Source organism: Flavobacterium microcysteis (assembly GCF_006385255.1).
Classification (GTDB): domain Bacteria; phylum Bacteroidota; class Bacteroidia; order Flavobacteriales; family Flavobacteriaceae; genus Flavobacterium; species Flavobacterium microcysteis.
In genome coordinates this window covers 1-19,566 of record NZ_VFJE01000053.1, presented here as the reverse complement: position 1 = coordinate 19,566, position 19,566 = coordinate 1, and the positions used below count along the sequence as shown (strand labels likewise).

The 19,566-nt window shown below is 41.7% G+C and carries 9 protein-coding genes and 1 pseudogene; 8 read left to right on the top strand and 2 right to left on the bottom strand.

All coding sequences use genetic code 11. The features are described from left to right. Window positions 1-18: 18 nt before the first annotated feature. Both FJA49_RS07230 and FJA49_RS07225 read right to left on the bottom strand, forming a co-directional pair. Entirely contained in the window at window positions 19-975 is a 957-nt protein-coding gene (locus FJA49_RS07230; protein WP_140000322.1) for a glycosyltransferase family 2 protein, read from the bottom strand. Beyond that, the gene (locus tag FJA49_RS07225) at window positions 975-1,505 is read right to left on the bottom strand and encodes a DUF4199 domain-containing protein (RefSeq protein ID WP_140000321.1); all 531 of its coding nucleotides are present in this window, start codon (window positions 1,503-1,505) and stop codon (window positions 975-977) included. Before FJA49_RS07225 ends, FJA49_RS07230 begins: the two co-directional genes overlap by 1 nt. 245 nt (window positions 1,506-1,750) lie before the next feature. Here FJA49_RS07225 and FJA49_RS07220 point away from each other — a divergent pair, with 245 nt between their 5' ends. The 8 genes and pseudogenes from FJA49_RS07220 to FJA49_RS07185 form a co-directional block, all read left to right on the top strand. Then, window positions 1,751-2,002, top strand: coding sequence for a type B 50S ribosomal protein L31 (locus FJA49_RS07220; RefSeq protein WP_140000320.1), 252 nt, complete (start codon window positions 1,751-1,753; stop codon window positions 2,000-2,002). Between the two features lie 242 nt (window positions 2,003-2,244). Further along, window positions 2,245-3,420 carry a GlmU family protein gene (locus tag FJA49_RS07215; RefSeq protein WP_140000319.1) on the top strand — a complete coding sequence of 392 codons (1,176 nt, stop codon included), beginning with the start codon at window positions 2,245-2,247 and terminating at the stop codon, window positions 3,418-3,420. Between the two features lie 234 nt (window positions 3,421-3,654). Beyond that, a complete protein-coding gene (locus tag FJA49_RS07210) occupies window positions 3,655-5,169 on the top strand; it encodes a helix-turn-helix domain-containing protein (protein WP_158629459.1) in 1,515 nt (504 codons plus the stop codon). Beyond that, window positions 5,159-6,313: a tetratricopeptide repeat protein gene (locus FJA49_RS07205; RefSeq protein WP_140000317.1), complete on the top strand. Its 1,155-nt coding sequence runs from the start codon at window positions 5,159-5,161 to the stop codon at window positions 6,311-6,313. The genes FJA49_RS07210 and FJA49_RS07205 overlap by 11 nt, the downstream gene beginning before the upstream one ends. Window positions 6,314-6,473: 160 nt before the next feature. Continuing rightward, window positions 6,474-14,831, top strand: a complete 8,358-nt coding sequence (locus FJA49_RS07200; protein WP_140000316.1) for a choice-of-anchor J domain-containing protein — start codon at window positions 6,474-6,476, stop codon at window positions 14,829-14,831. Between the two features lie 72 nt (window positions 14,832-14,903). Next, window positions 14,904-15,839 (top strand): PorP/SprF family type IX secretion system membrane protein, encoded by a 936-nt coding sequence (locus FJA49_RS07195; protein ID WP_140000315.1) that lies wholly within the window; start codon window positions 14,904-14,906, stop codon window positions 15,837-15,839. 17 nt (window positions 15,840-15,856) lie between these two features. After that, window positions 15,857-17,728, top strand: coding sequence for an OmpA family protein (locus tag FJA49_RS07190; RefSeq protein ID WP_140000314.1), 1,872 nt, complete (start codon window positions 15,857-15,859; stop codon window positions 17,726-17,728). A gap of 94 nt (window positions 17,729-17,822) precedes the next feature. After that, window positions 17,823-19,566 (top strand): annotated as a pseudogene (locus FJA49_RS07185) (hypothetical protein); the annotation flags it as partial.

Sequence of the window (19,566 nt, the reverse complement as noted above, 5' to 3'; positions counted from 1 at the left end):
TTAAATTGAACTTTAAATTTAAAGATTTATTTCTTTAGAAACTTTATATCGTTCTTCGTTATTTTTTGTTCGTAGGATGATTTCTCCCAAAAATCCGGCAAGAAACAGCTGCGTTCCAATAATCATGGTTGTTAATGCGATATAAAACCAAGGATTGTCAGTAACTAAAATGGTAGGCTGCTTGTCGTATAATCTGTAGAGCTTCATGAATCCGATATAACCTGCGGATAAAAATCCGATGATAAACATCAGGACGCCCCAAGCGCCAAACAGGTGCATTGGTCTTTTCCCAAATCGGGAAAGAAACCAAATGGTAATCAAATCAAGGAAACCATTGATGAAACGCTCCATTCCAAATTTTGTGGAGCCATATTTTCGGGCCTGATGCACTACGATTTTTTCTCCGATTTTAGCAAACCCGGCATTTTTTGCCAGTACGGGAATGTAACGGTGCATTTCGCCAGAAACCTCAATGTTTTTGATAACTACATTTTTATAGGCTTTTAATCCGCAGTTAAAATCGTTCAGTTGAACTCCCGAGGTTTTCCTTGCAGCCCAGTTGAATAATTTTGATGGCAGGTTTTTGGATACAACAGAATCAAAGCGTTTTTTCTTCCAGCCCGAAACTAAGTCGTATTTCTGGTTGACAATCATGGAGTACAGTTCCGGAATTTCATCCGGGCTGTCTTGCAAATCGGCATCCATAGTAATAATAACATCACCTTGTGCTTTGGCAAAACCAGCATGCAAGGCTTGGGATTTTCCATAATTCCGTAAGAATCGGATTCCCTTTATGTTTGGATTTTCTTGTGATAATCCCTCTATAATAGGCCAGGAATTATCAGTACTACCATCATCTATGAAAATGACTTCGTATGAAAAACTATTAGCAGTCATGACTTTTTCAATCCACTGCTGTAATTCTTTTAAAGATTCTTCTTCGTTGAGAAGAGGGATAATAATGGATAGATTCATTATTCTTTGTAAGCGGCTTTGCTTTTAAAAATTAATCCTAAGATTGCTGCAAATATTGATGAAAGAATGATATTAAACAGAAGACCTTTAAATTGGCTTGCTGGAGAATAATTGTCCACGCTGCCCATTTCGGCTCTTACTTTGTCTACTTCAGCGGCAGGAGCTCCAAATTTCTCCATCATTCCTACTGTGTATTTTAGAGTTAAGTCATTTAGAGAATCTTTTGCTGCTGGGTCAATGTAGTTGAAAAGCAATATGTTAAATAAAACGGATAAAACAGCGCCTATAACTCCAGCTAAAAAGAAAACTGTAAAAGCTTCTTTAAAAGTAATTTCGTTGTTGAGATCTTTCTTAGTTTTTGAAACCAAAACAAATCCAACTATAATATAGATTGTAAGAATTATTAAGCCCAACCAGATATTTATGAATTGAGTGTAATCGATAACATATATTAATGTTGTGACTAGGATGGAAAAAATACCAAGTGCAATTCCGAAGGAAATACCGTTTTTCTTAATAATTGGATTCATCGTTTTATCTATTTTAAGAATTAATCTACAAATATAAGAAATCCGTGATTATAGTGTAACAAAAATCAATCGGGAATACTCGAAAAAAAAGAGTAATAAAGATTTGCAGATTAAAAAATAATTGTAAATTTGCAGACTCAAAACAATAAAAGTTTAAAAATTAAAAAGTTATAAGAGGTTTATACCTTTTCAATACGAAAAGCTTCAGAGCAGCTTATAACCAATTGAATAAAAAATCAAATAAGATGAAAAAAGGAATTCACCCAGAGAATTACAGATTAGTTGCTTTCAAAGACATGTCAAACGAAGATGTGTTTATTACTAAATCTACAGCAGACACAAAAGAAACAATCATTCACGAAGGAGTTGAATATCCGGTTGTAAAAATGGAGATATCTAGAACATCTCACCCTTTCTACACAGGTAAGTCTAAATTGATTGATACTGCAGGACGTATCGACAAATTCAAAACGAAATACGCTAAGCACGCAAAATAATTTTTGTACGCTCAAAATAACAAAAAGCCTTCCAGATTTGGAGGGCTTTTTTATTTGCAAGATATCTTTTTTATATTTTTACTTTGTAACTTTGGGATGATTAAGGTTCTGAGGTGCTAAGGTTTTTGAATTTCTAGGTCAAGATCATAAATCTAAAATCATAAATCTAAAGTCCAAAGCCTAAATCAAAAATCCAGAATCCAAACTATCAACTAATAACTATCAACTATAAACTAAACAAGATGAACTATATACTTTTTGACGGAACCGTTCGAAATGCCCTATTACCTTTTACATTTACCCGCCCTGTTGCAGATATTCGTGTAGGGATTCTGACTATTCGTGAAAAATGGGAAAAATATTTAGGTTATACTACTACAAGCCTGACGGAGGAATACCTTATGGAAAAGTTTCCTATGGTAGAAATGCCTGAAAACATTATGATCAATGCCTCTTTTCTTCCTAACGAGGTTTTGGCTGAAATGATAAAGTCGTTAGAGAAAAACCAGGCTATTTTTAAAGGAGAAGAGGTAATTGCCTTTTTCTCGGAAGAAAGTCAGGAAGAAGTCGATTTTGAAAACTACGAAATCTTAGAATACAACGACGATTGTATCACGATTGAACATACGTGGGATATTTTTCAGAAAAATGATGCTGCGCTTCGAGAAGACTTTGAACTTTTGACAGAAGACAGGATTTCACAACCAATTCCAAAAAGTGTCAATGTCATTGCTCCGGAAAATATTTTTATTGAAGAAGGTGCAAAGCTTGAATTCGTAACCCTAAATGCTTCTACAGGTCCAATTTATATTGGAAAAAATTCTGAAATCATGGAAGGTTCTGTTATCAGAGGGCCATTTGCTCTTTGCGAAGGAGCACAAGTAAAACTGGCGACAAAAATATATGGTGCCACAACTATTGGCCCATTTTCAAGAGCAGGAGGAGAAATCAGTAATTCCGTGCTTTTTGCCTATTCTAATAAAGGGCATGACGGATTTTTAGGAAACTCTGTTTTAGGTGAATGGTGCAATATAGGAGCGGATAGCAATAATTCAAATCTGAAGAATAATTACGAAGAGGTAAAATTATGGAGCTATGAAACCGAAGGGTTTGCCAAAACAGGCCTGCAATTTTGCGGTTTGATGATGGGAGATCATAGCAAATGCGGAATCAATACCATGTTTAATACTGGAACGGTTGTAGGTGTTAGCACCAATATTTTCGGAAGTGGATTTCCTCGAAATTTTGTGCCAAGTTTTTCTTGGGGCGGCGCAGCAGGATTTACAACCTATATAACTAAAAAAGCTTTTGAAACTGCGAGAATAGTCATGGCAAGGAGAAATGTTGAGTTTGATGAAAAAGAAGCCAGGATACTTGAGCACGTTTTTGAACAAACAAAAAAATGGAGAAAAGATTAATAAAAAAACGCTAGATATCCTCTAGCGTTTTTTTATACTAATTTCAGGAGAAATATGTTATTCTGTGGGCATATTTCTTAAAAATACAAGAAAAGAGGATATATTTGTAGAAAGAGTTTTACGGAAAACCATAAATCAGAAGTACCAGAAAAAATGAAACCCTGTCGCCTTTATACATGTTGGATAATTCTCGTGGCACTTTGCTTATGGAAAAGCCCTGTTTATGGGCAATCTATGGCTCCCAACGAATCGTTGTTGGGTAAGGCCTATGAGTTGGTGCATTCCAATCCTGAGGAAGCGGTAAAAATAGGACAATACCTGCTAAAGAATAATCCGTCGGATATTCAGAAGGCAAAATTTTACCTATTGTTAGCAGAAAGCTATTGGGCAAAAGGCGATTATAACAATTCGGTAATCAATGTTTTTGAAGCTGGTAAATTTGCTGATAAAGCCGGTGATGATGAAAAAATAAAAATACTGCTCCTTAAATCGCAGCTTTTCAGAACCCTATATCTTGACAATCAGTCAAAAAGATGTCTTGAGGAAGCTACAGAAAAAATTTCAGGACTCAAATCAAAAGAAGAACAAGGCTACTTTGAGGCTAAAATTTTAATTGGTAATTCGGTAATGTATTTGGACAGGCAGAACTACCAAAGTGCTTTTGAGCTATTGCAGAAAGCAGATAAAATATATCAGCCAGCTTTTAGTAAAAATGCTTCCCTGCAACAAGAATTTTATGTTGCTAAAGCCAGAGCCTTTGTGGGTTTGACAAAAATAGATTCTGCCAATTATTATTTGGCAAAGGCTCTAAAACTTTCCAAGACTCAAAAGAATTCAGATTATCTGAACGAAATAGCACTATTAAATGAGTTAGGTCTTGTTTATTTTCATGAAAAGCAACATGCCAGAGCCATTGATACTTTACTGGTGTCTATGAGAATGGCATCAACACTTAAAAATGAAGCACTCTTAAAGGTTATCAACAAACAATTGGGGATCAATTATCTTGCTTTGAATGACAAGAAAAATTACCAATTATTTGATAATAAGTTTCTGAAAACCTACGACAATGTTGAAGAATCTGAGCAGGATGCTGTCAACTCGGCTTATAATTTAATTAGCCAGGAGCAGGAATCAGATTTCCAGAAAGCGAAATCACGTTATGCCGATTATTTTTATTTGGCTGTAGGAGCATTGATTTTTGTACTGATTATGGGGTTGTTGCTTTGGTTAAAAAATTATCTGAAGAAAAAGCGTTTGAAAGAAATCATCAGCTATCTCGAGATAAAGACCAATAATGTTGTGAAATTACAGCCTGAAAAACGAGAAACCAATAAAAAGATATCAATTCCGTTAGAAACGGAACAGGTGATACTCACCAAATTGAAACGTTTTGAAAACTCTATCCGATATACCAACAAGGAAATGTCGCTGGCGGTCTTGGCGGGTCAATTTGATACCAATACCAAATACCTGTCAGAGATAATAAACAAGCATTATCAGGATAACTTTAATACCTATATCAACAAGCTGCGTATTACTTTTATCATAGGAAAGTTGAAAGAAGACCCTAATTATATGCACTATAAAATCAGCTATCTGGCTGAAAAAAGTGGTTTTTCATCCCACAGTAGTTTTGCTACGGTCTTTAAATCAATAACGGGAATAGCACCAGGTACATTCATTGACCTTCTGAAAGAAGAAACAGAAGCCCTTAAACAAGAAAAAATGAACAGCCATGCATCATAATCGCTATTTTTTCTCCGCTTTTTTAGGCTTAGCCTTATTCTTTGGCTATGCTGCTTTTGCGCAGTCTATCAAAAATGTTGACAGTATTATTAAGGCCAGCGGGACGGAAATCTATGAGAAGCCTGAAAAAGCTATTAAAGCGGGCGAGTATATTATTGCCAATGCTAAAGAGGATGCCAAAACCAAAATAAAAGGCCTCATGCTTGTTGCAGATGCTTATTCTGTAAAAAGAGATTACCAGAAATCACTGGAATATGTCATCATGGCGAATAATCTTTCCAGTCATATAGACGATCCGCTGCTAAAGATTAAGATTGCCAACAAAATGGGAATCCAATACCAGCAGATGAAAATATATGATGAGGCGATACAATATCTAAATGAAGCAGAGAGACTCTGTATGGCCTATCCAATAAAAGATTCTGTAATGTATCATTTGGGAAGAAATCATATTGTCAGAGGGTTCATATACAAAGAAAAACTAAACTGCGATATTGCGATAAACTTTTTTAATAAAGGAATAGCCGAATTGGGTAAGGCCGATAAAGCCATGATAAAGACCACTTTGAGTATTGCGCTTTATAATAAAGGGAACTGCTATATTCTTTTATCCGATTACGAATCGGCTAAGAAAAGTTTTTTTGAAGCTATTGAGATTACAAAAGGAATCCATGCCATCAGCCTTCAGGCTTTTGCTCAAAAAGGATTGGCTGAAGTCTATACGCTGGAAGGAAGATACCGTGACGCCATAAAAGAACTTGAAGAAGCATTGGCTGTTTCAAATAGAGTAGGCGACTTGGTTTTAAACAGAGGGATTTACAATGGCCTTTTAGAAAATTACCTGGCAGTAAACGATTGGGACAACTATGAGAAATTTCACGCTCTATATCTGGATACTCAATTAAAGGTCAAGGAATCGGAACGAAAATCAATCAACAATTTGATAAATGAAGGTTATAAGTCTCAAAATAAAAACCTTCAAACAGAAATTTCTACTTACAATTATTATATCCTAACAACTTTGTTGCTAATAATAACGGCTGTTATATTTTTCTTTATATTAATTAAGAAAAGTGAGAAAAATATATTAAAATTAAATAAAATTATTGAAAACATTCAAAATTCTAAAGCAAAATCCAATTAGATAAGTTTGATTTTTTTTGTGTGTAATCATCTGATTTTAAATAGTTTATTTCGTTTTTTGGTTTTGTGAATTTCGGTAAATAGTAAAGACATTCTTAAGAAAGTGTTAAGAGTTGTTTCTATTTTTATGACGAAACACTAACTGAAAAATGTAATGACTCATGAGAAAAGAATTACCATTTACTTCGATAATAAGTAGGTTCTTGCAGACTGGCTTTTATCGATTCTCTACAATTCAGGACAGGCTAATACAGAGGAGTATTAGGAAGAGAATTGTAATCCCCCTATTTTTATTTTTTATTTCCATTAGTGCCCACGCACAATTGGCTTTACAGACGTTTGAAAGCGGCATACCATCTTCATGGCCGTCCTTTACAAACACTGTAGGGACACAAACCTGGGGAATTTCTTCTGACAGCTACAGAGGAACCAGTGCGGCTTTTTTGAACCCGAGTGCAGAAAACATCGGTGCCGGTAATACCGCACAGTATTTTTTAGCAACACCCGTTCAGATTCCTCAAAACGGGGAAATCCGCTTTTATTCAAAACAGGCAACCAGTGCCAATAACGGGGCTATCTACCAGATCAGGCTGTCAACAGCAGGACTGAATGACCCATCCGGTTATAGCGTAATATTAAAGTCTTGGACAGAAGCAGACCTTAATATAGGTTCTCAGACGGCATACGAAGAAAAGATAGTTGCTATCCCTTCGAATATTCCGGTTGGACTGAATGTCAATATTGCGTTTGTGGTTGTTAATACCCAAACCGGTGCAACACCAAGTGGCGATGCGTGGTTCCTGGACAACATCAGGGTTATAGAATCCTGCCAGAAAGTAATCCAAACTAATTTTTCGGCGAGCAACATCACATCAAGTGGTGCCAACCTGGCTTGGACGCATCCAACGGCTTTTGATTTTCAAATTCAGGTCGTAACGCAAGGAACAGCACCTGGAGCCACAGGCACTAACGTTCAGAACTCTTATCCAGCAGGTTCGCTTTTGGCGGATACTGCTTACGATGTATATATCAAGACAGTATGTGATGCCGATACAGCCAGCGAATGGGCAGGACCATTTCCTTTCAGAACAAAGAAAGTAGGATTGTCATGTGACTCTCCAATCGTGATCCCTGTTACGAGTACACCTTATATCTTATCAAGTAACCTTAACCTTTTTGCAGATAATCCAACGAGCTATACGACTCAAGGATCGGGATGTCTTCCGGCTGGAGTTACAGGTAACTATCTAAATGGAGCAAAAGCTTTTTTCTCTTATACGCCTACACAGAATGGATTGCTTAGTATAAAGCAGATGACACTTCCGTCTTCACCGGGTTCTGGATGTTTTGGTAATGCTATTACCGGCGTATTTGTTTATGACAGTTGTAGTACTGTAGGAGTGAGTTGTATGGCAGGATTGAATACAACTGCTACAAGTACGCCAAAATACATATCTAATTTATATGTACAGGCTGGTCATACTTATATCATTGTGATTTCTTCAACATCACCAGCATCAACAAGTATCTGTTTTAATTTTGAATTGAGTTTTTCAAGCTGTGGAGCGCCAAGCGTATTCACCTATAAAAACTTGCTTCAGGATAGTGTTGTGTTCTCTTGGGATAACGTTGCCAATTTGGCGAGCTCATGGGAATATGTAGTGCGTCCTGCAAATGCAGGTGTTCCAACTGGCCCAGGAACGGCTACCAATAGTAATATTGATAACCTGATAACTTCAGGATTAGCAGCTGGCCAATCGTATGACCTATATGTACGATCAGTATGCGGAGGTACTCCAGGAGAATGGGGAATACCGTATCGATTTACGACACAATGTGCCGTTTTTAATACGCCTTATTCTACCGCATTTCCGGGAACATCAGCAACAGTTTCAGAACCATGCTGGACAGCTATTGATGTGAATAGAGATGGACAAAGATGGTCTTATTTGGGAGGTTATGCTACTATGCAGACAAGCACCTTCCAAAATAATAATAATGATATGTTTGTTTCTCCACAGGTTAATTTCAATGGAACTCAAAAAAGACTAAGATATAAACATCAGGTAACGGGAGGAGTTGCTAGTTATGGTATTAAGATCTCTACAACTGGTGTAGGAGCAGATAATTTTACAACAATTCTGCTTCCGGATACGCAAATTACGAATACCGCTTGGCAAGAGAAAATAATCAATATTCCGGCGAATATAACAGGTAATGTAAATATTGCCTGGGTTATTGTTCCCGGATCAGGACATACTGCAACCAGAATCTCGATTGACGATGTGTTTATTGAAGACAAGCCGGCATGTCCGGATCCACTTGCGCTTGCAGCAAATGGAATTACAACTTCACAAGCACAATTGTCATGGACAGCAGGCGATGTTGAAACCCAATGGCAGGTTGTAGTACAACCTAAGGATACAGGCATCCCAACAGGAAGCGGAGTGCTTGTCAATTCAGCACAATATACAGCAGATCAGCTTACACATGCTACACAATATGAATATTATGTAAGAGCCTACTGTTCTTCTACACAACAAAGTAACTGGGTAGGACCTTTTTATTTTACAACGGTTTGTGGTGTTTTTGATACGCCTTTCAATGAAAATTTTGATACTGCAGATGTAAATAATCACAGATCATGCTGGACCATTACGGATGCGAATACTGATGGAACTACATGGCGTTTAGATCCTACGTTTGCAGCAATTCAGGGTAGGACTTTTCCTTTCCCTACGGCATCATACAATGACTGGCTGATTTCTCCGGCTATCAATGTGGTAGGAACTAAAACCTTAAAATTCAAATATAAGGCGGCTTTGAGTCCTATGTTCCCAAATCCTAGATTTGGTATTGAGGTTTTGATATCTACTACGGATAGGAACCCAGCAAGCTTCAGCGTTATTATGCCGCTGATGGAGTTTACCAATACTGACTTTATCGAAAAATCACTTTACATCAATGCAACCGGACCAGTGTATATTGCGTTCAGGGTACCGCCATCCTTTTCGACAGCAGGAGGAACATCCATTTTGCAAATCGATGACGTAAAGGTTGAAGATGCTCCGGCATGTCCGGCACCATCTGAACTTAGGGCTGCTAGTATTACGCAAACTTCTGGTGTGTTGTCCTGGACTAAAGGATATCAGGAAACTCAGTGGCAAGTCGTAGTACAGGAGGTAGGTTCAGGAATCCCTACCGGAAACGGACAATTGACAAGCAACAATACAACTTTTGCTACAGGACCATTACTACCTAATAGACAATACGAATATTATGTGAGGGCTTATTGCAGTACTTCGGAACAAAGCCAATGGGTAGGGCCTTTTAGATTTACCACATTATGTAACGCCTTTACGACACCGTTTGTGGAGACATTCAACCCGGGATCGGTATCAGAAGAATGTTGGCGAGTTGTTAATGGCAATAGCGATACTTTTTCATGGAACCTGCATAACACGCTAAATCCATACGAAGGAGAGCATGCAGCAATGATATTTACGGGATCTAACGGAAATAATGACGATTGGTTGATCTCGCCAACAATAACAGTTAGACCAGGACAACGCCTGCGTTATTACTACAGAGTACTGTGGGGTGATGATTTCAAGGAAGATCTTGAAGTGAAATTATCTACAAGCGGAAGCGAACTGAATCAGTTCTCAACCATGTTATATGAAGTAAGCTACGAAAGTGTGCCCCCTCTTAATAATCCGGAATGGAAGGAAAAAGTAATCAACCTTCCGGCTGGTGTTACGGGCGATATCAACATTGCATGGCATATTCCTCAAAAAGCTCCAAATCCTTGGAATTATAGAGGACAGTTATTGGTAATAGACAAAGTAGTTATCGAAGACATACCTGCATGTGCTGTTCCTAACAATCTAGCGGTAAGCGATATTATCGATACCGGTGCTAAGATTTCATGGGATGCCAACGGTACCGAAACTTCATGGGATGTATATGTACAGCCTGCTGAATTGCCGGCTCCTGTTGGAGATGGTGATGCGCAATACCTGCACAATACATCATCGAATCCATATACTGTGACAGGCCTAACGCCAGCAGTAAAATATGAATACTATGTAAGAGCGGTATGTAGTGCCACTCAAGACAGCGAATGGGTTGGACCATTTGAATTTACTACAAGATGTAGTTTTGAAAACCTTTGTGAATATACCATTACTTTAAGTGGAGGTACTTCATCAGGAGTTGGTGGTGGAATAAACCTGGTTCAGAATGGAGTTATAATCCAAAGTATGGTGTTCCCTTCAGGACCGTTTGGTCAGGTTCCTCCTCCTGTAGACTTTACGGTATTCTTATGTACGGGAGTAGAATTCTCATTAGTAAACGATGCCGGAAATGAATGGCAATTTACTACTGCTCGTGTAGAGATTAAAGATGCTTCAGGAAATCAGGTTTGGATAGGAGGTATTGGGCTTTCAAACTCAAGAATATATACAGGAGTTGCAACCTGTGGGCCGGTTACCTGTCCGCAGCCAACCAACCTTGCGGTTAACTCTACAGGAGTTCTTTCCTGGACAGCAGGCGGAAGCGAGACTCAATGGGAAGTATTCATACAGCCATTGGAGAATAATACATTACCGCAATCAGGAACGCTTGTAACAACAGCTTCCTATACGCCACAAGCTTCTGATTTTGCTGATTTGAAAGCAGGAACTTATGAGTTCTTTGTAAGGGCAGTTTGTAGTTCTAATGATAAAAGCTACTGGTCAGGCCCTCGCAAGTTTGTGAGAAATGATGATGCTTCCAAAGCAGTCGTTATCCCTGTAAACGCAGGTACTGATTGCGAGCAATCGGCTACCAAAGCAAGTTTTATTGGAGCAACGGCTTCAACAGAAGCTATGGCTTGCACAGGAGTCAACAATGGAGACATTTGGTTTGAATTTGTGGCTTCCTCAAAAGTACATGTACTGGAATTGGGCAATTTCTCTGCAAAGGGAAGCTATCAGGGCGGCTATACGCCAGATGTGGTTGCACCAAGTATTACATTAACGCTATACAAAGTCAACGGTTCGTCCTTACAGCAATTGGCATGTACCTATAACAATGCAATCGTAATGTCGTATATGGCAGAAGTAGAACCGGGAGCTACCTATAAGGTAAGAATGACCCTGAATGATACGGCTCCAAATATCTGTACATTCGATGTGTGTATCACTACGCCTCAGAACCTTTGTGCCTTGGATATTGTAAATGGTAGCTTTGAAAGACCGGAAGCTGATTTTGGATTGGGTAACTTCTATCCGCAGAACATAATTCCGGGATGGAGAACCAATGCCATAGTAGATCCTACATCTTCGCTTTACAACGAATTTTTCTTTGGAAATGCGACAGGAATAGACGGTTATATGCCTTATGATGGAGGACAAGTCGTTCAGACACTTTCTCCTGATCCGGCACCTACAACCCTTGATAATGTGAAAGGGATTTATCAGGATCTTGACAGTTCAGAGATAACTCAATTTAAATATGGCTATGCTCATGCAACAAGAGGTGGCAACAGCTCATTAGAATTGCTTGCAGGACCACCTGCAGGACCGTTCGTATTGCTTGAACAACATCCGGGCAGCCTTAGATGGAACTACTATGAAGGTACTTATAATGTACCTGCAGGACAGACTGTAACCCGTTTTGTCTTCAGGTCGAAAGACAATGCCGGAGGAAACCTTTTGGATGCTGTGTCTATTACAGCCAATGTAGATATAAAAACAGCACCTCTTACGCTTGCCTGCCAAGAAACCTCTGCACTACTTGAAGCAGAAGGTGTTGGAACATGGGTTGCTGACGAAAACAATCCGGCACAAGTGATTATCGCAAGTCCGAATAACAAATCGACAGCTATTTCAGGATTCAATACACCTGGAGCATACACTTTCCATTGGAAAACAAGATACTGCGATAAGACTGTAGTAGTGACTTACAACGGATTCAGCGATGTGCCAACGGTTACAAGTCCTGTAGAATATTGCTTGAATGCTACCGCTCAGCCATTGGCAGCTACGCCTACTGTAAACTATACATTGAAATGGTTTACTCAGGAAACTGGTGGTACAGGAACAACAACGGCTCCAACTCCAGAAACGACTGCAGTAGGATCAACAACATATTATGTAAGTAATGTTGATGTTAACGGTTGTGAAGGACCTAGAGTAGCAATAACAGTAACAGTAAATCAAAGAACTACAGCTGAGGTTGGCTTTAGCTATGATGATGGCAATTATTGTATTTTTGGATCAAATCCGGTAATCACAAAAAATCCTGGCTTTGCAACAGGAGGAACTTTTGAGGCTACACCAAACGGACTTGGAATCAATACAACAACAGGAGAAATTGATTTAGGTACAAGTACAGCAGGAACTTATACTGTAAAGTATAGTATAGGAAATGTGGGATGTACAGATGGAGGAATAAATACAGTTTCCATCACAATCGATCCGGCAGTTGCAGCACAGGTTAATTTCACTTATGAAACCCCTGTATGTTCAAACAACGCTAATCTTTTACCACAATTGCCTTCTGGCTTTACTACGGGTGGAGAATTTTCCTCTGGAACTCTTACTGTAAATACGCTGACAGGAGAAATAGATATGGCAACAGCAACTGTTGGTCTTCATACTATAACCTATAATGTGAATTCTGATGCAGCTGCATGTAGAAATGCAGGAAGTCAGACCTTCCAGATTCAGATAGAGCAGAATATTGTGCCAGTAACAGGATTTACGTATCAGACTTCGTATTGCAAGGCTGGAACGAACCCACTGCCAACATTAGCTCAGGACTTCTACACTGGAGGTGCTTTTGAGACAACCGGAGGCTTAATTATCAATGCAACGACCGGAGAAATTGATTTGGCAAATAGCCCGGCTGGAGTATATACGATTACGTATAAAGTTGTACAATCAGGCTGTAATTCAGGTGGAATCCATACAGAAAACGTTACAATCAATGCTGTGGTAACACCGCAAGTAACATTTAGCTATGCTAATGTTTGTACAAATTCAGGTACAAATCCTTTGCCGATATTGCCAACAGGATTTAGTTCTGGAGGAACATTTAGTTCTTCTACAATTACGGTAAACCCAACAACAGGTGAAATCAATCTGGCTGGAGCTACAGCTGGAACGCACCAAATTAAGTACACATTGGTTCGTGATTTGGCAACTTGTACTGATGAAGGAGAGTTTATTGCTGAGATCGTATTGGAAAGCGGAGTTACTCCAGTAACAGGATTTACGTATCAGGCATCGTACTGTAAGGCAGGAGCGAACCCATTGCCAACATTAGCTCAAGACTTCTATATAGGAGGTGCTTTTGAAGCAACGGGCGGCTTGGTTATCAATGCAACAACAGGAGAAATTGATTTGGCAAATAGTCCTGCAGGAAACTATACAATTACATACAAGGTTGTACAATCAGGTTGTAATTCAGGTGGAATCCATACAGAAAATATTACGATCAATGCGCTGACAACACCGCAACTGACATTCAGTTATAATAATACCTGTATAAATGCGTCTACAAACCCAAGACCGATATTATCAACAGGATTTACTCAGGGAGGTTCATTTACTTCTTCTACAATTACAGTAAATCCAACTACAGGTGAGATCAACTTGGCAGGAGCAACGCAAGGAACACATCAGATTGTATATACATTAGCACAAAATATAGCTACATGTACCGATGGCGGCAGCAATACCGTTTCCATCACGATCAACGCAGGCGTAACGCCAACTGTAGGCTTCACCTACGACACGCCGGTATGCCAGAACGATGCGAACCTATTGCCGAACCTGGCGGCAGGCTTTACTGCGGGAGGACGTTTCAGCGCCCCTACGGGAGTAGCGATCAACACGGCCACGGGAGAGATCTCCGTTTCGCAGAGCACCCCGGGTACCTACCAGATCACCTACGTGATAGAGGAGAACATCGCAACGTGCAGCCTTGGCGGCAACGGCAGCTTCACGGTTACCATCTCAGAAGGCCTTCAAGTGTCGATCGCCAAGGAATGCAGCAACCAGACGCTATGGCTCAAGGCCACGCCATCAGACGCTGCCAGCTACGAGTGGAAAGACGGAAGCGGAGCCACGGTTGGGAACCAGGCAGACCTTAACGTCGAGGAATACCTGTCGCAGCACCCGGGCGCCACGATGCCGATCACCTTTACGGTAACGGCAGGATCCGGCGCATGCAGCACTACTGCGAGCTTCACGGTCGAGAGCAGCTCCTGCAAGCTTATCCCAAAAGGGATCTCCCCTAACGGTGATTCATTGAACGACAGCTTCGATTTGAGCGGTATGGGAGTACAACACCTGAGCATCTTTAACAGATACGGAACAGAAGTCTACAAGTTCAAGGGAAGCTACACTAACGAGTGGCATGGCCAGGACAGGGACGGCAAGGACCTTCCGGACGCCACGTACTTCTACAGCATCTCCAAGCAGGACGGTACCACGGTAACGGGATGGGTCTATATCAACAGGCAATACTAACAATCATAAGAGGTAAGGACGGCCTGCCGCAAGGCAGGCCAATCCCTACACCAAAGAAAACTATAGATACACATGAAAAAAATATATCTTACACTAGCCTTTGCGTTTATGGTCACGGTAGGCGCCCAGGCACAGCAGGATCCCCACTATACGCAATACATGTACAACATGAACGTGATGAACCCGGCGTATGCGGGCTCCAAGGAAAACCTGGCCGTCGGCCTGCTTTACCGTGCCCAATGGGTAGACATCGAGGGAGCACCCAAAACGGGAACCCTGTCGGTACACAGCCCGGCAGGTAAAAATGTCGGATTAGGACTCTCAGCCATAACGGACAGGATCGGGCCCGTGGATGAGACCAACGTATATGGGGACTTCTCCTATACACTGAACCTCGGGGGCGAACACCGCCTGGCGCTCGGTATCAAGGCCGGAGCCACTTTCCATAAAGTAGGCCTGTTCAGCGATATTGGTAACGGACACGTCCCGGATATCAATGACCCTGCCTTCAGGGAAAACTCAAGCAACACGTTCTTCAATATCGGTACGGGATTCTTCTATTATACCCAAAAGTACTATCTTGCGCTTTCGGTACCGAACATGCTCAAGAGCAAGCACCTTGATATCAGGAACGACGGAAGGGAATACCAGTTCGGCTCGGAGACGCAGCACTACTTCCTGACGGGAGGGTACGTGTTCGAGCTTTCTGAAAACACCAAGTTCAAGCCCTCGTTCATGCTAAAGTCGGCCTTCGATGCGCCCACCTCGCTTGACGCCTCGGCCAACATGATGTTCTTTGACCGCTTCGAGATAGGGGCCACCTACCGTCTTGACGATTCCTTCGGGGGAATGGTCAACTACGCAGTGACGCCTAACATCCGCATCGGATATGCCTATGACCGTATCATCTCGGACCTTAAGGTAAGCACGCAGTCCTCGCACGAGATCATGCTGCTGTTCGACCTGAACTTCCCGAAGAAGGTATCCGTATCACCAAGATATTTCTAACCCAAAAGAGCAAGAAAATGAAAAAAATATACATAGCCGCAGGGCTGCTCCTGGCCATTGCCTCCGGTTACGGGCAGAACAAGGATTCAGAAAAGGCAGACAGGCTTTACGGCAGCTACCAGTATGTTGCGGCCATAGAGGAATACCTGAAGCTTGCGGAAGGCAAGAAGGGCGACAGCCATGTCTATAAGCAGCTTGCAGACAGCTACTATAACGTGTTCAATATGCCGGAAGCCTCCAGATGGTATGCCAAGGCAGTGGAGAGCAGCCAGGATGCGGAAACGTATTACCGTTATGCACAAGCATTAAGGTCGCAGGGCAAATACCAGGAAGCCAACAAGCAGATGGACAGGTTTGCGAGCCTGCTGCCAAACGACCAGAGGGCCAAGGACCATAAGGCAAACCCGAACTATATCCCAAGCCTTTCCAGCAAGGACAAACTCTTTGATATCAGCGAGACCACCATCAACAGCAAGGACCAGAGCGATTTCGGGGCAGTGCTCTCCAATGACAATATCCTGTACTTCGTGAGCACGAGGAACAACTCGAACAAGACCGACAAATGGGTGAAGCAACCCTACCTGGATATCTTCCAGTCCATAAGAAATGCGGACGGAACCCTGTCAGAACCCAAAGCGGTTAATGAACTAAACACCGCCTTCCATGACGGGCCGGTTACCATAAGCGCAGACGGGAACACCATCTTCTTTGCCAGAGACGGCCTTAATGACGGAAACTTTGACAAGGACAGGAAGAACAACGTGAAGATAGGACAGCAGGGACTCTACAGGGCAACAAGAGTTGACGGCAAATGGACCAACATCCAGGCACTCCCGTTCAATAGCAAAAGCTATTCCGTAACGCACCCGAGCCTTAGCCCGGACGGCAAGACCTTATACTTTACCTCGAACATGCCCGGCGGCCACGGCGATTCCGATATCTGGAAAGTATCGGTTGATGGCACCAGCTATGGCAAGCCACAAAACCTGGGATCGAACGTGAACACTGCCGGTAAGGAAGGATTTCCTTTCATGAGCGATAACGGCATCCTTTATTTTGCATCAAGCGGCAAGCAAGGATTTGGAGGACTGGACGTGTTTAGGGCAGATCTGAACAAGGACGGAGAAGCTATTAACGTAGGCAAGCCGGTGAACAGCGAGAAGGACGACTTCTCCTTCAGTTTCAATACGGCTAAAAACGAAGGCTACTTCTCCTCAAACAGGAACGGCAAGGACAATATCATCAAGGCAGTACCGGTGTGCAGGGTAGAGGCCATAGCCATGGTGAAGGACAGCAAGACAGGCCGCGTATTATCAGATGCCAGCGTGTCAATCCTGGATGCAAAGAAAAACGTGATAGCCACGAAACAGAGTGGCTCGAACGGGGAAGTTTCCTTTGACGTGGAATGCGATACGGAATACGTGTTCCAGGCCACCAAGAAAGATTATGAGGCGGGATCAGGCAGAGTAATGAAAACGAAAGGCGGCAAGACAGCTGTCGATATCGCCCTTGAACCTGTAGAGGTAGTGATCACGGATACGGAAGTATTGCTGAAAAACATCTATTTTGAGTTCAACAAGAGCAATATTACCCAGCAGGGTGCTACCGAACTGGACAAGCTTGTGAATGTGATGAACAAATACCCGGATATGGTTATCTATGTGAAGTCGCATACGGATGGCAAGGGAAGCGCTGCCTACAACCTGAAGCTTTCCGAGCAGAGGGCGCAGTCCACGGTTCAGTACCTCGTGTCGAAAGGCATCGGCAAGGAACGCCTATCGGGCAAAGGGTTCGGGATCACGGAACCAAAGATCGACTGCAAGGCAAACTGCACGGAAGAGGAGGATGCGCAGAACAGGCGTTCGGAATTTAAGATTATAAAGAGATAGGACACGGTTCTTACGGATTAAAGAATATAGTAACTCGACAGCTGGTCTTTTTAAGACCGGCTGTTGGGGTTTTCAAAAAAATGCAATGATTAAAATGAGAAAGTTTCTGACAATAAGTCTTTTGGTATTATTTGGTTATCTGGCCAATGCCCAACAACCCAATGATTGTGTCAATGCCATAACGGTTTGCGGTAATGGCACATTCACATCCAATGCTTCTGGTATAGGAAATGTACAGGAGGTATCGGGTTGTGGTGGTTTAGAACATAATTCTATTTGGCTTAAAATTAATATTGCCACTTCCGGAACTTTAGGATTTCATATAAAACCATTGGATCCTAGTATTCTCGTAGATTATGATTTTTGGGTATATGGACCTAATAGAACTTGTTCTAGTTTAGGAAGCCCAATTCGTTGTGCTACAACGAATCCTCAGTTGGCTGGACAGGCAAACAATCATACCGGTATGTATGCAAGTACGACAGCTACTCAGGTTGGACCTGGTGCTAATGGTGATGGTTATGTAAGATGGTTGAATGTGACAGCAGGACAATCCTATTATATTGCTATTGATAGGCCGGTAGGAGATGGTGGTTTTGAACTGGAATGGATAGGTACTGCTACTTTTCCTACAGCCCCCCAGGCCAATCCAATTGGAGAAAGAAGAACCTGTAGTAATACACCTGGTGTAGGACTGTTTGATCTTAATTCCTATAGAAGCCTTATTAATCCTGATCTCACAAATAACACAATAACCTTTCATACAACATTAGCAAACGCTGTTGATCAGGTATTGCCTTTGCCAAACATAATCAGTAACTCTCCTAATCCTCAGCAAATTTTTGCCAGAGTGACTGACAATGTTACTAAGTGCTATAGTGTTGTTGATTTTACATTGAAAGTTTATCCTATACCCAATGCTACAATAACTGCATCAACTCCTACAGCATGCTTAGGAGAACAGGTAACATTTACGATTAATGGAATACCCAATGCTATAATTGATTATAGGGTTAATGCAGGGCCTATACAAACAGTAACCTTAGATGCAAGTGGAACTCATCCTTTTTTAGAGACTTTCACTGGCCCAATCACATATACTTTAGTGGAAGGAAGGATAGTAGATTCAAGTAATACTGTTATCTGTTCACAATTACTTACAAGTCAGGCCACAATTGGATCACCTACAATAACTGCCGATATTACTACAGCAGATACTCCTATCTGCGAGGGCAGCGGCTTTACCATCGATGTGCAGGGTACACCTGGCACGGTAGTGACCTATACCAACCCGGCGGGAGTACAGCAGACACTGCCTCTTAACACTACGACGGGTAACGGTACTATTACCGTTCCAAACAACCTTACTCCTGGAACCTATACCTATACACTAGTAAAGGTATCCACAACCGGAACGCCGCCTTGCGAGCAGAACCTTACGGATTCGGTTATCATAACCGTAAGGCCTATGCCAACGGCTACAATCCACCAGGTTGATGCTCAGGTATGTCTTGGCAACCCATCGAGAGTAAAGATTACCGGCGAACCGAACGCAAATGTGGATTTCATGTTGGATGGGGCGGCACAGCCTCAGATTTCTATTCCTGCCAGCGGAGAATATATCATTCAGGAAATTCTTCTTACGCCAGGCACGCATACCTATACACTGGTGAGCATAACCTCAAGTATAGCCCCAATGTGCACGCAACCTGCAACGGGCACTGTCAGCATCGAGGTAACGAATGCCCCGACTGCGACGATATCGACATCTACCCCCGTGATCTGCGAGAACGGCACCGGCACGGTAACGATTACCGGCACGCTTAATTCCCAGGTCA

Bases quoted from the DNA above. Each gene is read 5' to 3' on its own strand.
- FJA49_RS07210 (WP_158629459.1), top strand. From the start codon at position 3,655: ATGGCTCCCAACGAATCGTTGTTGGGTAAGGCCTATGAGTTGGTGCAT.
- FJA49_RS07215 (WP_140000319.1), top strand. From the start codon at position 2,245: ATGAACTATATACTTTTTGACGGAACCGTTCGAAATGCCCTATTACCT.
- FJA49_RS07195 (WP_140000315.1), top strand. From the start codon at position 14,904: ATGAAAAAAATATATCTTACACTAGCCTTTGCGTTTATGGTCACGGTA.
- FJA49_RS07205 (WP_140000317.1), top strand. From the start codon at position 5,159: ATGCATCATAATCGCTATTTTTTCTCCGCTTTTTTAGGCTTAGCCTTA.
- FJA49_RS07225 (WP_140000321.1), bottom strand. From the start codon at position 1,505: ATGAATCCAATTATTAAGAAAAACGGTATTTCCTTCGGAATTGCACTT.
- FJA49_RS07220 (WP_140000320.1), top strand. From the start codon at position 1,751: ATGAAAAAAGGAATTCACCCAGAGAATTACAGATTAGTTGCTTTCAAA.
- FJA49_RS07230 (WP_140000322.1), bottom strand. From the start codon at position 975: ATGAATCTATCCATTATTATCCCTCTTCTCAACGAAGAAGAATCTTTA.
- FJA49_RS07200 (WP_140000316.1), top strand. From the start codon at position 6,474: ATGAGAAAAGAATTACCATTTACTTCGATAATAAGTAGGTTCTTGCAG.
- FJA49_RS07190 (WP_140000314.1), top strand. From the start codon at position 15,857: ATGAAAAAAATATACATAGCCGCAGGGCTGCTCCTGGCCATTGCCTCC.